Below are 14,903 nucleotides of genomic sequence, written 5' to 3'. Positions count from 1 at the left end.
CCCGGATCGCAATCAGAATTAGTGTATGTGGCTGGGGATGGCCAGCCGGAACACCGGGATCGCCACGCGGAAAGCTTCGCCTTCGCTGTCGATCATTTCATAGTGTCCCTGCATGGTGCCCATAGGGGTTTCCAGTACCGCGCCGCTGGTGTACTGAAATTCGCCAGCGGGTGCGATGTGCGGCTGTTCGCCGATAACGCCTTCGCCCTGAACTTCCGTTTCGCGGCCGTTGCCATTGGTAATCAGCCAGTAGCGGCCCAGCAGTTGAACGGCGTGACGCCCCAAATTACGAATGGTAATGGTGTAGGCAAAAACGTAGCGGTTTTCTTCCGGCGCGGACTGCGACGCAATATAAGCGCTTTGTACATGCACACAAACTCGGGGCGTATCCATGTTTAACTCTCCTGCGGCGTCTGTTGAGGATGCGCAGACAGCCAGTTCGCCAGCTGGCAGTACTGGGCTACGGAGATGTTTTCCGCGCGCAGCGTCGGATCGATATTCATCTCCTGCAGCGCTTCCAGCGTAAACAGATGGCCAAGGCTGTTGCGCAACGTTTTACGGCGTTTGCCGAACGCTTCGGTGGTGATCCTGCTGAGGACTTTAAGATCCTGCACCGGATTCATAATCGTGGCGTGTGGAACCAGACGAACCACGGCGGAATCCACTTTCGGCGCAGGCGTAAAGGATTCCGGCGGCACTTCCAGCACCGGGATCACCTGGCAGTAATATTGCGCCATTACCGTCAGACGACCATAGGCTTTGCTGCCCGGCCCGGCAACCAGTCGGTTGACCACCTCTTTCTGCAACATAAAGTGCATGTCGCGGATCGCATCAGTATAGCTGAAAAGGTGGAACATCAACGGGGTAGAGATGTTATAGGGCAGGTTGCCGAAGACGCGCAGAGACTGGCCTTTTTCACGGGCGTAGGCCGCGAAATCAAAGGTCATGGCATCCTGCTGGAAAATCGTCAGCTTTGGCCCTAAAAACGGATGGGTCTGCAAACGAGCCGCCAGATCGCGGTCGAGTTCGATCACCGTCATCGCTTCCAGCCTGTCGCCAACCGGTTCGGTTAACGCGCCCAGACCGGGGCCGATTTCGACTACCGCCTCGCCGGGCTGAGGGTGGATGGCGGAAACGATGCTGTCAATAATATACTGATCGTTAAGGAAGTTCTGGCCAAAACGTTTGCGGGCGAAGTGGCCCTGATGGACGCGATTATTCATTACTGCTCTTAATCATGGTAATGGCGAGGTTAAGCGCCGTAATAAAGCTGCCCGCATCCGCGTTGCCCTGGCCGGCCAGCTCTAAAGCGGTGCCGTGGTCAACGGAGGTGCGGATAAAGGGCAGGCCGAGCGTGATATTCACCGCTCGCCCGAAGCCCTGGTATTTCAGTACCGGCAGGCCCTGGTCATGATACATCGCCAGAACCGCGTCGGCATGTTGAAGATATTTAGGCTGAAACAGCGTGTCCGCCGGCAGCGGGCCGGTCAGCTGGATGCCGCTGCGCCGCAGCTCGTCAAGCGCCGGAATGATAACGTCAATTTCTTCACGTCCCATATGGCCGCCTTCGCCCGCGTGCGGATTCAGGCCGCAGACAAAAATATGCGGCTGCGCCAGACCGAACTTGCTTTGCAGATCGGCATGCAGGATGTTGATCACTTCATGCAGGCTGTCGCGGGTAATGGCGGCGGAGACGTCTTTTAACGGCAGATGCGTGGTCGCCAGCGCGACCCGCAGCGCTTCCGTCGCCAGCATCATCACCACGCGGGCACAGCCTGCGCGCTCGGCGAAAAACTCGGTATGGCCGCTGAACGGGATACCGGCGTCGTTGATCACGCCCTTGTGTACCGGCCCGGTAACCAGCGCCGCAAATTCGCCGTTAAGGCAGCCGTCGCAGGCGCGAGCCAGCGTATCCAGCACGTAGTGGCCGTTGGCGACGCAAAGCTCGCCAGCTTTTACCGGCTGCGGCGCGCTAACGGGCAGCACGGTCAGGGTGCCGGCAGCCTGCGGCCGGGCAGCAACGCCCGGCTGATAGTCACGCAGCGTCAGAGGGAGGCCCAGCTTTGCCGCGCGCTCGCGCAGCAAAGCTGGATCGGCGACGACGACCAGTTCAACTGGCCAGTCGCGCTGGGCCAGTTGTAGTGTGACATCGGGACCAATCCCGGCGGGTTCGCCGGGAGTGATCGCCACGCGCATATTACTGAGCATTGGCATCCAGAATTTTCACATAGGCAGAGGCGCGCTGCTCCTGCATCCAGGTTTGCGCTTCTTCCGCAAATTTACGGTTAAACAGCAGGCGGTAAGCACGCTCTTTCTGCGCCGCGTCGGTTTTATCAACCTGGCGCGTATCCATCAGCTGGATCAGGTGCCAGCCGAAAGAGGAGTGCACCGGCGCGCTCATCTGGCCTTTTTTCAGTTTCAGCAGCGCGTCGCGGAAGGCGGGATCGTACACCTCTGGCGAGCTCCAGCCAAGATCGCCGCCCTGGTTGGCGGAGCCGGGATCCTGAGAAAGCTGTTTAGCGGCCTGCGCGAAGGTGGTTTTGCCGCTGTTGATTTCAGCCGCAACCTGCGTCAGCTTCTGGCGCGCCTGATCGTCCGTCATCACCGGCGACGGCTTGAGCAGAATATGACGAGCGTGCACTTCCGTCACGGAGATGCTCTGTTTGTCGCCGCGAACGTCGTTCACTTTCAGGATATGGAAGCCTACGCCGGAACGGATTGGGCCGATGATATCGCCTTTCTTCGCCGTAACCAGCGACTGCGCGAACAGCGAAGGCAGTTCCTGGATGCGGCCCCAGCCCATATTGCCGCCTTTCAGCGCCTGCGGATCGGCGGAGTAGGTGATCGCCAGCTTGCCGAAGTCCGCGCCGCCTTTAGCCTGGCTGACCAGCTGTTTCGCCAGATCTTCCTGCTCGTCCACCTGCTGCTGCGTCGGGTTTTCCGGCAGCGGCAGCAGAATGTGGCTGAGGTTCAGCTCGGTAGACGCGTTGTTCTGCGAGGAAACCTGCGTCGCCAGCGAATCCACTTCCTGCGGCAGAATAGTCACGCGACGACGTACTTCGTTGTTGCGGACTTCGGCAATGGTCATCTCTTTACGGATCTGCTCGCGATAGGTGGCGTAGTTCATACCGTCATAGGCCAGACGGCTACGCAGCTGATCCACGCTCATCTTGTTCTGAGCGGCGATATTGGCAATCGCCTGATCGAGCTGATCGTCCTGGATCTGGATCCCCGCCTGTTTCGCCATTTGCAGCAGAATATTGTCCATCACCAGGCGTTCGACAATCTGGTGACGCAGCGTTTTATCATCCGGCAGCTGCTGACCAGCCTGCTGTGCCTGACTTTTCACCGACCGCATCATGCCGTCGACATCGCTTTCTAACACAACGCCGTTATTGACCACGGCGGCTACTTTATCAACAACTTGCGGTGCTGCAAACGCGGTGCTGGCAGTGAGCGCAGCCCCCAGGATCAGCATTCTCCAGTTCTTCATACTTTTTCCATTTTTCTATCCGCACTGCGGGTTGGCATACTAATTATCACAACATCAGAAAGAGCGCTGATAAGGCAGGATGCCCTGTCGCAGCATTTGCCCGGTGCCCAGACCATAGGATGAGCTCAGGCCGCGCAGCTCAATGTTGAACGAGATTTTGTTGTCGTACGTGCTGCTGTCGTTTTCCCAATTGGTGATTTTACGTTCATAACCCAGACGAATAGCGTAGCAGCAAGAGCTGTACTGGACGCCCAGCAGCTGATCGGCAGGCTGTTTGGCCTTGGTATCGTAATACCAGGCACCGACCACCGACCAGGCATCGGCGATTGGCCAGCTGGCCGTGGCGCCTACCTGCGAAATCCCCTGCTGGTAGCCAGGGTTCTTAATCTGGCTCAGCGTCTGCTGAATATATTCGGGGCTGGTGTAACGGTAGTTCAGCTGCACCAGACGATCGGCATCCCGACGATATTCCAGAACGGCGTTCCCCTGGGAAACGTTATCGATGCGGGTGTCGTACTGCACACCGCCGCGCGCCCCCCAGCGATCGCTAATCTTCCAGTAGGTGTCGCCAGCCCAGACCAGGCTGCCGCGATCGTCGCTGTCTGCGTTCTCCAGTCCGGTACGAGCTGGGGTAAACGAGTAGATTTGACCAATGGAAGCGTTAAAACGTTCAACCAAATCGTTATCAAATATTCGCGTAGTCACGCCGCTGGTCAGCTGATTAGCGGAAGCGATGCGATCCAGGCCGCTATAGGTGCGGTCGCGGAACAGGCCGGTATAGTCGCTTTGCAGCAGCGTTGAGTCGTAAGCGCGCACCGTGCTCTGATCGCGATAGGGAAGATAAAGGTACTGCATACGCGGTTCCAGCGTCTGCGTGTAGCCTTCCGACCAGTCCATATCGCGGTCAAATACCATCTTGCCGTCAACCTTAAACTGCGGCATAACGCGGTTTACGCTGCTTTTCAGCTGGTTGACTTTGCTGGTATCAACGTTGTTGTTGTAATACTCGACGTCATCCTGCTGATAGTGCGTCGCCAGCAGTTTCGCTTCGGTATTAAGGCTGCCCCAGCCGTTGGAAAGCGGCAGGTTGATAGTCGGTTCCAGGTGCAAACGCGTTGCATCCGGGTAATTATCGTTAACGTTGGTAAACTTCACCGCCTGCGCATAGAGATGCGTATCGAACGGGCCGACGTTGTTCTGATAGTAGTTATAATCGAACTGCGGCTCGGCGCGGTAAACGTCGTTATTGGTCTGGGTGGAGAAGATCTGGAACTGCTTGGTCGACAGCGTCGCATCCCAGTTTTTCTCTGCGTAGCCTACGCTGAATTTCTGCGTAACGTAGCCGTCGGTCGAGTCGCCGTAGGTGGAATCCAGATCGGTAAAGTAGTAAAGATCGCTGACCTTGGTGTAATCAACGTTAAAGCGCCAGTTCTGATCGTAGACGCCGGAGTGCCGCCAGAAGAAGAGCCAGCGGTTAGAATCTTTGTCGTCGGTCATCCCGCGCGTGGCGGCATCTTTATTGTACTGGTCGTCGCTCGGCAGATAATCAAACTCAACCAGGCCCGCGCCCGCCTTGGTCAGGTAGCGGAATTCGTTCTGCCACTGCAGGCCGCGCTTGCTCATATAGTGCGGCGTGATGGTGGCATCAGCCTGCGGCGCAATGTTCCAGTAGTAAGGCAGAATAAATTCAAAGCCGTTGGAGCTGCCGAATTTCGCGTTGGGGATCAAAAAGCCCGAACGGCGGCGGTCGCCAATCGGTAGCTGTAGATAAGGGCTGTACAGCACCGGCACCGCGCCGATCTTAAAGCGGGCGTTCCAGATTTCCGCGACCTGCTCTTCACGATCCTGGATCACCTGCGTACCTGCAACGCTCCAGCTGTTGTCGCCGGGCAGACAGGAGGTGAAGGTACCGTTTTCAAGGATGGTATAGCGGTTTTCACCGCGCTGCTTCATCTGATCGCCGGTACCCCGTCCCTGGCGGCCCACCATTTGATAGGTGCCGTTCCAGACGTTGGTGTCTTTGGTATTCAGATTCGACCAGGCTTTCGGCCCTTTCAGGATGACCTGATTGTCGTCATATTGCACATTACCCAGCGCGTCAACGGTGCGTACCGGCGTTGTCTGGCCCGGCTGCTGTCGCTGATGCAGCTGCACCTCGTCGGAAAGCAGACGGCTGTTGCCCTGGCGAATATCGACGTTGCCGTTGAACACCGCGTCGTCAGGGTAGTTGCCTTTCGCTTGATCCGCGTTGATAGTAACCGGCAGTTCATTGGTATTTTTACCCTGAATCAGAGGCCGGTTATAGCTCGGTACACCCAGCATACACTGCGAGGCGAGGTCATCTGCCAGACCCTGCTGGCTGTAGAGCGCTGAGCCGATAAGCGTGGCCAGCAAAGTAGGTAGTCGTTTTTTCATACGCGGTATCGAAAATTCCGTGATAGCTGGCATCATGCCGACAAACGGTCAGAGACTAACGCACTCAACTGCGTTGCGCTAGTGTTATCCAGGCTGTTTGACCGCGTTGCCGTTAGGCTCAGAGATAAATGACGGGTATGATAATGCAATTTTTAGCCTTCAGCATGGCGAATTGAGGAGTATATGCGCTATTGGGGAAAAGTAATCGGGCTTGTGCTGGGTTTGTTAAGCGGCACCGGCTTTTGGGGACTGGCGATTGGCCTGCTCTTCGGGCATTTGGTTGATAAAGCGCGAGCGGTTCAGGGACAGGGCTATTTTGCTAATCAGCAGACCCGTCAGGCGCTCTTTTTCAGCACCACCTTTCAGGTTATGGGCCATCTGACCAAGTCAAAAGGCCGCGTGACTGATGCGGACATCCAGATGGCGTCATTGTTGATGGATCGTATGCAGCTGCACGGCGAGGCGAGAACGGCCGCGCAGCAGGCTTTTCGCCAGGGGAAAGAGGGCAACTACCCGCTGCGCGACAAGCTGCGGGAGCTGCGCAGCGCCTGCTTCGGCCGCTTCGATCTGATTAGGATGTTTCTGGAAATCCAGATCCAGGCCGCGTTTGCCGACGGCTCGCTCCATCCTAACGAACGTCAGGTGCTGTATGTCATCGCGGAAGAGCTGGGGATTTCGCATGCGCAATTCGATCAGTTTTTACGGATGATGCAGGGCGGTCAGCAGTTCGGCGGCGGGGGCTATCAGCACGGTGCCGGTTCGCAAGGCTATGCGCAGGCGCAGCGCGGGCCAACGCTGGAAGATGCCTGTAGCGTGCTGGGCGTAAAAAGCAGCGACGATGCGGCGACCATCAAGCGCGCCTATCGCAAGCTGATGAGCGAACACCATCCCGATAAGCTGGTGGCCAAAGGGCTACCGCCGCAGATGATGGAGATGGCGAAGCAAAAAGCACAGGAGATCCAGGCGGCTTACGATCTGATCAAGCGTGAAAAAGGGTTTAAATAATTTGTTAGCGGCCGACGAGCGCTTTCGTCGGCCTTTTTAATGCCAGCTTTATTATTAATATTATTTTTAACACCACGCTGATTTTTTATTAACGCCTTGTCTTTTAATTCCCCTTTCTTGTTAATCTCGCCTGGCTGTAATCACGCCGCAGCCCGTCTGCGCGCTATATTGTTAATATAAATAATCAGAATGATATACAGACAGGTTCTGTCTGAGCGAACGGCAAATGTTTATGCTGGGTTTATCAGCGGGCCGCTATGATAGAGAAATAAAATCCTGACAATATTAAAATGGCTTAATGAGATATGAATAAAGATAAATATTTTCTTTTTCTCTGTGTTGCTATCGCGTCTGAAATAACGGCTACCACGATGCTGGCGCTGTCTAAAGGCATGTCCGTGCTGCTACCGGCATTTACGGCGCTGGCCGCTTATGGTTTCTCCTATTATTTCTTATCGCTGTCCCTTAAAAAAATTCCGCTGGGCCTGGCCTATGCCCTGTGGGCCGGGCTGGGGATTGTCGCGACGTCGCTGATCAACCGCTTCCTGTTCCAGGTTTCCCTGAGCGGCGGCGCGATTGTCGGCCTGTTAATGATCATAGCCGGGGTGCTGGTGATTAATCTGCTGGCCAAAAGCGATCGCGGTAACGATACCGTGGAGGAAAACTAATTATGCACAGTACGCTGATGGGATTGTTATGGCTTTTTATCGCCATCCTGCTGGAGGTGCTGGCAACCAGCCTGCTGCCTAAAACCGATAATTTTAAACGCTGGGGACTGACCCTGGGTGTCATGGCAATTTACGGCACCTGTTTTTACGCATTATCAAAAGCGATTGTCGTGCTTTCCGTTGGCCTTTCTTATGCCCTGTGGGCCGGGTTGGGCGTGGTTATTATCAGTCTGGTTGGCGTGATTTTTTATCGAAATAAGATCGATAAGTATTCCGTTCTGGGAATTGGTCTTATCGGCATTGGCTGTATTACCATGGGGATATTTTAATGCAGGATATAAACACACGGCTTTTACCTCGTGCTGAGCGTCTGCGCGAGCGTTATTTACAGGCTAAGCCATTTATTTCGGCCGCGCGAGCCAGAGCGGTCACGGAAATTTACCGTCGCTATCCGGGGATGCCGGCAATTTTATTACGCGCGATGGCCTTTCGTCATGCCTGCCGCACGGCGCCGCTGGTGATTGCAGAAGATGAACTGATTGTCAGTCATCCGGCAGGCGCGGCGCGCGGTGGCGAAGTGTCGCCGGAAATCGCCTGGCGCTGGGTGGCGGACGAGCTGGATACCATGTCCACGCGCGCGCAGGATCCCTATGAAATCAGCGAAGAGGTAAAGCGCGAGCTGCGTGAAGAGATTTTCCCTTTCTGGCAGGGGCGGTCGCTGGATGAGGTGGCGGAAACCCGGCTGCGCCACGCGGGGCTGTGGGAATGGAGCACCGTTGAAGGAATTTGTGATTTAAGTATTAAAACGCAGAACGGCGGCGGCGACACCTGTCCGGGCTACGACATCATCCTGCTGAAAAAAGGCATGGGTGGCGTGCAGCGGGAAGCACAGGCGGCGCTGGATAAGCTTTCGCCAACCTGCCCCGAGGATCAGGACAAGCGCTACTTCTATGAGGCGGTCGTGGAAACCTGTCAGGGCGTGGTGGATTACGCCAACCGCTACGCCGACTACGCCCAGGCGCTGGCTGAGCAGACGCCGGACGCGCAGCGCAAAGCGGAGCTGGAAAAGCTGGCCGCTATTTGCCGTCGCGTGCCGGAACAGCCGCCCGCCACCTTTTACGAAGCGCTACAGGCCATCTGGTTTGCGCAGTCGCTGTTTATTCTGGAAGAAAACCAGACCGGCATTTCGCTTGGCCGTGTCGATCAGTACCTGTGGCCGCTGCTGGAGGCCGATCTTGCCAGCGGCGAGCTGACGGAGGAACAGGCGGAAGAGCTGCTTTGCTGCTGGATGATCAAAATGTCCGAGTGCATGTGGATTTGCAGCGCCAGTTCCGCCATGTATTTCGCGGGCTACCAGCCCTTTGTCAATCTGGTGGTCGGCGGCCAGAAGCGCGAGGGCGGCGATGCCACCAATCCGCTTTCCATGCTGATTATGGACTGCTCGCGCAAGCTGAAAATTTATCAGCCAAGCCTGGCAGTGCGGATCCACAACCAGTCGCCGCAGCCTTTTATGCGCAAAATCGTCGAGGTGATCCGCGCCGGGATCGGTTTCCCTGCCTGTCACTTTGACGACGCGCATATCAAAATGATGCTGCGTAAAGGCTTCGATTACGACGATGCGCGCGACTACTGCCTGATGGGCTGCGTAGAGCCGCAACGTTCTGGCCGCATCTATCAGTGGACCTCGGTAGGCTATACCACCTTTACCTGCGCCATTGAGCTGGCGCTAAATAACGGCAGAAGCGCCAGCGGCAGCCAGATGGGGCCGCAGACCGGCGAGGCCGCCACGCTGAAAAGCTGGGAAGCCTTTGAGGAGGCAGTCAGGCAGCAGCTGTGCCACATTGTGAAGCAGGCCGCAGAAGCCACGCTGATGATGCAAAAGCTGCATAAAGAGCTGGCGCCCAAGCCGTTTATCTCCTGCCTGGTCGAAGGCTGTCTGGAGCAGGGCAAGGATGTGATGCACGGCGGCGCGGCAATTAACAACGGGCCAGGACTGATCTGGACGGGAATGGCGGACTACGCCAACGCCATGATGGTGATGCGCGAGCTGGTTTATCAGCAGCAGCAGGTGACGCCAGCGCAGATGGCGCAGGCGCTGCGTGATAATTTCTCCGGGCACGAAACGCTGCGCAACGCCTGCCTGAACGTCGCCAAATTTGGCAACGATATTGAAGAGGTCGATCTGATCGCGCGCGATCTGATCCGCTTTATCGAAAGCGAGCACCGCCGGTACTCGATGCTGTACGGGCCGTTCACCCACGGGACGCTTTCTATCTCTAACAATACGCCGTTCGGCCTGACCACCGGCGCGCTGCCCAGCGGACGACTGGCCGGTATGCCGCTCGCTGACGGCATCAGCCCTTCCCAGCAGACGGACTATGCAGGCCCGACGGCGATTATTAATTCCGTTGGCCGGATCAATGTCGAAGAGATGGAGATCGGCATGGTGCATAACTTTAAGCTGCTGCACGGCATTCTGGATACGGAAGAGGGCGAGCAGGGCATTATCACCCTGCTGCGCAGCGCCAGCCTGCTGGGCAATGCACAGATGCAGTTCAGCTATGTGGATAACGAAACGCTGAAAAAAGCGCAGGAAAACCCCGGGCAGTATCGCAACCTGATGATCCGGGTTGCGGGCTACAGCGCCTTTTTCGTTGAACTCAGCCGCGAGGTTCAGGATGAAATCATCAGCCGTACCCAGCTCCAGTCTTTCTGAGGCCGCCAGCGGGAGCGTATTCAATATTCAGCGCTTTTCTCTGCATGACGGCCCCGGCGTGCGCACCGTGGTGTTTCTGAAAGGGTGCCAGATGCGCTGCGCCTGGTGCGCCAACCCGGAAAGCCTGGCGCCGCAGCCGGAAGTCCTGTTCGATCGGCAACGCTGTGCAAAAGCGCCTTGCGAGCAGCACTGTCCGGGCCGATCGGCCGTTAAAATGGCGGCGGTCGGCTATGAAAGCTGGCCGGATGACCAGAAGTGCCCGGCGGCGGCGCTGCGCAAGGTGGGCAAAACGCTTAGCGTCGACGAAGTGATGCGCACGGTGGCGGCGGATGCGCTTTATTACCGTACTTCAGGCGGCGGGATGACGCTCAGCGGCGGTGAGGCCGCCATGCAGCCTGATTTTTCCCGTGCCTTACTGCGCCGCGCCAGGCAGGAGGGGATCCACACCGCCGTTGAAACCTCCGGCTTCGCCACCTGGCCCGCGCTCTGGCAGGTCTGCGAAGCCAGCCAGCTGATCCTGTACGATGTTAAGCTGGCCGACGACGTCCTGCACCAGCGCTACACCGGCGTCAGCAACCGCAGCATCTGGCAGAACCTGACGCGCCTGCTGGCGCAGACGATCCCGCTGCGCATCCGCATTCCGGTCATACCTGAGGTGAACGACAGCAGGAAAGAGGCGGAGAAGATGATGCGCGCCATCGCCAGTATGACGCAGGGCAGCCGCTGCTTTCAGGGCATCGATCTGCTGCCTTATCACAATTTCGGCCTGCGCAAGTACGCGCTGACGGACAGGCGGTGTCTTTATGAGGAAATGCACCCCGATCGCGGCAAGCCGCGGGTGGCGGAGCTGGAGAAAATGGCCGTGCGGTATGGGTTAAGCACGACAACGCTGTCCCACTGCATCGGCTGAATAAGGCCTCTGGCGACAGAGGCCTTTGCTCAGAAGTCCGCCGGCTGACGGAAAGTCATCGGCGTCTGGTATTTGGGATGGGTGATGGTGAGCATCTCGGCGTGCAGCAGCAGGCGCGGCGCCATCGCTCTGGCCTCTTCATGCGCGTAAAAGTTATCGCCCAGAATCGGATGCCCCAGCGCCAGCATATGCACGCGAAGCTGATGAGAACGGCCGGTAATCGGCTTTAACCGCACGCGTGCGCTGTTATCCGCCGCATACTCCAGCACCTGATATTCGGTCTGCGCCGGTTTACCGGTTTCAAAGCAGACTTTCTGCTTTGGTCGCAGCGGCCAGTCGCAGATCAGCGGCAGATCGATAAGCCCTTCTTCCTGCGCGGGATGACCCCAGACGCGTGCCAGATAGGTTTTTTTCGGCTCGCGCTCGCGGAACTGGCGTTTCAGCTCCCGCTCGGACGCTTTGGTCAGTGCGACCAGGATAATACCGCTGGTTGCCATATCCAGGCGGTGTACGGATTCCGCCAGCGGAAAATCGCGCTGAAGACGCGTCATCACGCTGTCTTTATGCTCGGGCAGCCGACCGGGCACCGACAGCAGACCGCTCGGTTTGTTGACCACGATAATATGCTCGTCCTGATAAAGAACGGCTAAGGGATCTTGCGGAGGATTATAGGGTTCCATCTTTTTGCCTGTGTGGGGCGACCGCAGCCGCCCCGTGCTAATTACTGATGCGTGACAACGATCAGGCGCAGTGCGTCAAGACGCCAGCCCGCGCTATCAAGCGCCGCCAGCACCTGCTCGCGATTGCTTTCCAGCGCGTCGATCTCATCCTGACGGATGTTAGGATTAACCGCGCTCAGCGCCTGCAAACGCGACAGCTCCGCGCTCAGGTTCTCGTTTGCTTCCGTGCGGGCAATCTCGATCAGCTTGCGCGCTTCTTCGGCAGCCTGGCCTTCCGCCAGCTTCAGGATCTCGTGCACATCCTGCTGTACGGCGTTAACCAGCTTGCTGCCGGTATGGCGATTGACCGCGTTCAGCTGACGGTTGAAGCTCTCGAACTCGACCTTACCCGCCAGGTTAGTCCCCTTGCGATCAACCAGCATCCGCACCGGCGTCGGCGGCAGGAAGCGCGTCAGCTGAAGCTGTTTCGGCGCCTGCGCTTCCACCACGTAGATCAGCTCCACCAGCAGCGTGCCGACCGGCAGCGCCTTGTTTTTCAACAGCGAGAGCGCGCAGCTGCCGGTATCGCCGGACAGGATCAGATCCAGGCCGTTGCGAATGATCGGATGCTCCCAGGTGACATACTGTGCGTCTTCGCGCGACAGTGCCTGATTGCGATCGAAAGTAATGGTGCAGCCATCTTCCGGCAGACCAGGGAAGTCCGGCACCAACATGTGATCGCCCGGCGTCAGCACGATCAGGTTGTCGCTGCGATCTTCCTGATTAATACCGACGATATCAAACAGGTTGAGCGCAAAGTTAACCAGCTCGATATGGTTATCCTGCTCGCTGATGGTTTCCGCCAGCGCCTGCGCTTTTTCACCGCCGTTGGAGTTCAGCTCCAGCAGGCGGTCGCGGCCCTGTTCCAGCTTGCTTTTCAGCGCGTTATGCTGCTCGCGGCAGTCGCGGATAAAGTCGTCCAGCCCCTCGCTGTTTTCCGGCGAGGCCAGATAGTTCACCAGCTGGTCGCTGACCGTATCGTAAATAGCGCGGCCGGTCGGGCAGGTATGCTCAAAGGCGTCCAGCCCCTCGTGATACCAGCGCACCAGCACCGACTGGGCGGTTTTTTCCAGATAAGGCACGTGGATCTGGATATCGTGCGCCTGACCGATACGGTCAAGACGGCCAATACGCTGCTCCAGCAGATCCGGGTTGGCAGGCAGATCGAACATCACCATCTGGCTGGCGAACTGGAAGTTACGGCCTTCGGAACCGATTTCCGAGCAGAGCAGCACCTGCGCGCCATCCTCTTCGGAGGCGAACCAGGCCGCCGCGCGGTCGCGTTCAATAATCGACAGCCCTTCATGGAACACGGCGGCGCGGATGCCTTCACGCTCGCGCAGCACCTGCTCCAGCTGGAGCGCGGTGGTGGCTTTGGCGCAGATAACCAGCACTTTGCTGTCGCGATGGCTGGTCAAAAAGCCCATCAGCCATTCGACGCGCGGATCGAAGTTCCACCAGGTGCCGCTGTCGCCTTCAAATTCCTGATAAATCTGCTCCGGATAGAGCATGTCGCGCGCGCGCTCATCGGCCGCCTTACGCGCGCCCATGATGCCGGACACCTTGATCGCCGTCTGATACTGCGTCGGCAGCGGCAGGCGGATCTGATGCAGTTCGCGTTTCGGAAAGCCTTTGACGCCGTTACGGGTGTTGCGGAACAGCACGCGGCTGGTGCCGTGGCGATCCATCAACATGCTGATCAGCTCCTGACGCGCTTCCAGCTTGCCTTCGCGATCGCTGTTGGCGACCTGGAGCAGCGGCTCGATATCCTGCTCGCCCATCAGATCGTTCAGCATATTCAGGGCGTCGTTATCGATCGCCTTATCGGCCAGCAGGCCGGAAACCGCATCGGCAATCGGCTGAAAATGCTGCTGTTCTTCAACAAAAGTGGCGAAGTCGTGGAAGCGATCCGGGTCCAGCAGGCGCAGACGGGCAAAGTGGCTCTCCATGCCCAGCTGCTCCGGCGTCGCGGTCAGCAGCAGCACACCGGGGATCTGCTCGGCCAGCTGCTCAATTACCTGATATTCGCGGCTTGGCTGACCCTCTTCCCAGGCCAGGTGATGCGCCTCGTCCACGATCAGCAGATCCCACTCGGCTTCCGCCAGCATCTCCAGACGCTGCTTGTTGCGGCGCACAAAGTCGAGCGAGCAGATTACCAGCTGTTCGGTATCGAAAGCGTTGTCGCTGTCCAGGCGCGCCTGCGCGTAGCGATCGTCGTCAAACAGGGCAAAGCGCAGGTTAAAGCGGCGGAGCATTTCCACCAGCCACTGGTGCTGTAGCGTTTCCGGCACGACGATCAGCACGCGCTCGGCGCGACCGGCCAGCAGCTGCTGATGAATAATCATGCCCGCTTCGATGGTTTTGCCAAGGCCCACTTCATCAGCCAGCAGCACGCGCGGCGCGTGGCGACGGCCTACGTCGTGCGCGATATGCAGCTGGTGCGGGATCAGGCTGGTGCGCATGCCGCGCAGGCCGCTGACCGGCAGGCGATACTGTTCGCTCTGGTATTTACGCGCGCGAAAACGCAGCGCGAAGCGATCCATACGATCCAGCTGGCCGGCAAACAGGCGGTCCTGCGGCTTGCTGAACACCAGCTTGCTGTCGAGCATCACTTCACGCAGCATCACGCCGGACTCTTCGGTATCAAGCCGGGTGCCGATGTAGCTGACCAGACCGTTTTCGGTCACGACTTCCGCCACCTCCAGCTGCCAGCCTTCGTGACTGGTAACGGTGTCGCCCGGGTTGAAGATCACACGAGTAATAGGCGAATCATTTTTAGCGTAAAGACGGTTCTCGCCGGTGGCGGGGAAAAGCAGTGTGACCATGCGCGCATCTACCGCAACAATAGTTCCTAATCCCAGTTCGCTTTCCGTATCGCTGATCCAGCGTTGACCAAGTGTAAAAGGCATAGATATTCGGCTCGATTCTCGTAGAGGTTATTTCAGGCAATAGCACGGCTGCCCGGCAATAAAGCCCG

Annotated in this window: 12 protein-coding genes; 5 read left to right on the top strand and 7 right to left on the bottom strand. The window is 57.8% G+C overall.

Annotated elements, in window-relative coordinates; translation table 11 throughout:
- Positions 1 to 18: 18 nt before the first annotated feature.
- Genes apaG through lptD form a run of 5 tightly spaced genes read right to left on the bottom strand, consistent with a single transcriptional unit; the run spans position 19 to position 5,944 of the window.
- The gene (apaG, locus tag QZH36_RS17230) at positions 19 to 393 is read right to left on the bottom strand and encodes a Co2+/Mg2+ efflux facilitator ApaG/CorD (protein ID WP_125288956.1); all 375 of its coding nucleotides are present in this window, start codon (positions 391 to 393) and stop codon (positions 19 to 21) included.
- 2 nt (positions 394 to 395) lie between these two features.
- The gene (gene rsmA, locus QZH36_RS17225; protein WP_253455317.1) at positions 396 to 1,223 is read right to left on the bottom strand and encodes a 16S rRNA (adenine(1518)-N(6)/adenine(1519)-N(6))-dimethyltransferase RsmA; all 828 of its coding nucleotides are present in this window, start codon (positions 1,221 to 1,223) and stop codon (positions 396 to 398) included.
- Positions 1,216 to 2,208 (bottom strand): 4-hydroxythreonine-4-phosphate dehydrogenase PdxA, encoded by a 993-nt coding sequence (gene pdxA / locus QZH36_RS17220; protein ID WP_253455316.1) that lies wholly within the window; start codon positions 2,206 to 2,208, stop codon positions 1,216 to 1,218. The genes rsmA and pdxA overlap by 8 nt, the downstream gene beginning before the upstream one ends.
- Positions 2,198 to 3,493, bottom strand: a complete 1,296-nt coding sequence (gene surA / locus QZH36_RS17215; protein ID WP_253455315.1) for a peptidylprolyl isomerase SurA — start codon at positions 3,491 to 3,493, stop codon at positions 2,198 to 2,200. The genes pdxA and surA overlap by 11 nt, the downstream gene beginning before the upstream one ends.
- A 54-nt stretch (positions 3,494 to 3,547) precedes the next feature.
- Positions 3,548 to 5,944, bottom strand: coding sequence for an LPS assembly protein LptD (gene lptD, locus QZH36_RS17210; RefSeq protein WP_253455314.1), 2,397 nt, complete (start codon positions 5,942 to 5,944; stop codon positions 3,548 to 3,550).
- Between the two features lie 147 nt (positions 5,945 to 6,091).
- Here lptD and djlA point away from each other — a divergent pair, with 147 nt between their 5' ends.
- From djlA to QZH36_RS17185, 5 genes are all read left to right on the top strand, one after another.
- The gene (djlA, locus tag QZH36_RS17205) at positions 6,092 to 6,913 is read left to right on the top strand and encodes a co-chaperone DjlA (protein ID WP_253455313.1); all 822 of its coding nucleotides are present in this window, start codon (positions 6,092 to 6,094) and stop codon (positions 6,911 to 6,913) included.
- A gap of 305 nt (positions 6,914 to 7,218) precedes the next feature.
- Positions 7,219 to 7,581: a DMT family transporter gene (locus QZH36_RS17200; RefSeq protein WP_253455312.1), complete on the top strand. Its 363-nt coding sequence runs from the start codon at positions 7,219 to 7,221 to the stop codon at positions 7,579 to 7,581.
- Positions 7,582 to 7,583: 2 nt separating this feature from the next.
- Positions 7,584 to 7,910, top strand: coding sequence for a DMT family transporter (locus QZH36_RS17195; RefSeq protein ID WP_253455311.1), 327 nt, complete (start codon positions 7,584 to 7,586; stop codon positions 7,908 to 7,910).
- Positions 7,910 to 10,297: a choline trimethylamine-lyase gene (gene cutC / locus QZH36_RS17190; protein ID WP_301289607.1), complete on the top strand. Its 2,388-nt coding sequence runs from the start codon at positions 7,910 to 7,912 to the stop codon at positions 10,295 to 10,297. Before QZH36_RS17195 ends, cutC begins: the two co-directional genes overlap by 1 nt.
- On the top strand, positions 10,260 to 11,207 hold the full coding sequence (locus QZH36_RS17185) for a glycyl-radical enzyme activating protein (RefSeq protein ID WP_301730725.1): 948 nt from the start codon (positions 10,260 to 10,262) through the stop codon (positions 11,205 to 11,207). The genes cutC and QZH36_RS17185 overlap by 38 nt, the downstream gene beginning before the upstream one ends.
- Positions 11,208 to 11,236: 29 nt before the next feature.
- Here the strand turns inward: QZH36_RS17185 and rluA are convergent, their stop codons facing one another.
- The gene (gene rluA / locus QZH36_RS17180; protein ID WP_253455309.1) at positions 11,237 to 11,887 is read right to left on the bottom strand and encodes a bifunctional tRNA pseudouridine(32) synthase/23S rRNA pseudouridine(746) synthase RluA; all 651 of its coding nucleotides are present in this window, start codon (positions 11,885 to 11,887) and stop codon (positions 11,237 to 11,239) included.
- Positions 11,888 to 11,928: 41 nt separating this feature from the next.
- Positions 11,929 to 14,835: an RNA polymerase-associated protein RapA gene (gene rapA / locus QZH36_RS17175; protein WP_301730724.1), complete on the bottom strand. Its 2,907-nt coding sequence runs from the start codon at positions 14,833 to 14,835 to the stop codon at positions 11,929 to 11,931.
- Positions 14,836 to 14,903 lie beyond the last annotated feature (68 nt).

It is taken from the genome of Erwinia wuhanensis, from assembly GCF_030484085.1.
GTDB classification, from domain to species: Bacteria; Pseudomonadota; Gammaproteobacteria; order Enterobacterales; family Enterobacteriaceae; genus Erwinia; species Erwinia aeris.
Note: the sequence above shows the minus strand (reverse complement) of the source record. Positions and strands in the feature narration are given on the sequence as shown.

Coding starts and splice junctions, on each gene's coding strand:
- apaG (WP_125288956.1), bottom strand. CDS start 393: ATGGATACGCCCCGAGTTTGTGTGCATGTACAAAGCGCTTATATTGCG.
- rsmA (WP_253455317.1), bottom strand. CDS start 1,223: ATGAATAATCGCGTCCATCAGGGCCACTTCGCCCGCAAACGTTTTGGC.
- pdxA (WP_253455316.1), bottom strand. CDS start 2,208: ATGCTCAGTAATATGCGCGTGGCGATCACTCCCGGCGAACCCGCCGGG.
- surA (WP_253455315.1), bottom strand. CDS start 3,493: ATGAAGAACTGGAGAATGCTGATCCTGGGGGCTGCGCTCACTGCCAGC.
- lptD (WP_253455314.1), bottom strand. CDS start 5,944: ATGATGCCAGCTATCACGGAATTTTCGATACCGCGTATGAAAAAACGA.
- djlA (WP_253455313.1), top strand. CDS start 6,092: ATGCGCTATTGGGGAAAAGTAATCGGGCTTGTGCTGGGTTTGTTAAGC.
- QZH36_RS17200 (WP_253455312.1), top strand. CDS start 7,219: ATGAATAAAGATAAATATTTTCTTTTTCTCTGTGTTGCTATCGCGTCT.
- QZH36_RS17195 (WP_253455311.1), top strand. CDS start 7,584: ATGCACAGTACGCTGATGGGATTGTTATGGCTTTTTATCGCCATCCTG.
- cutC (WP_301289607.1), top strand. CDS start 7,910: ATGCAGGATATAAACACACGGCTTTTACCTCGTGCTGAGCGTCTGCGC.
- QZH36_RS17185 (WP_301730725.1), top strand. CDS start 10,260: ATGAAATCATCAGCCGTACCCAGCTCCAGTCTTTCTGAGGCCGCCAGC.
- rluA (WP_253455309.1), bottom strand. CDS start 11,887: ATGGAACCCTATAATCCTCCGCAAGATCCCTTAGCCGTTCTTTATCAG.
- rapA (WP_301730724.1), bottom strand. CDS start 14,835: ATGCCTTTTACACTTGGTCAACGCTGGATCAGCGATACGGAAAGCGAA.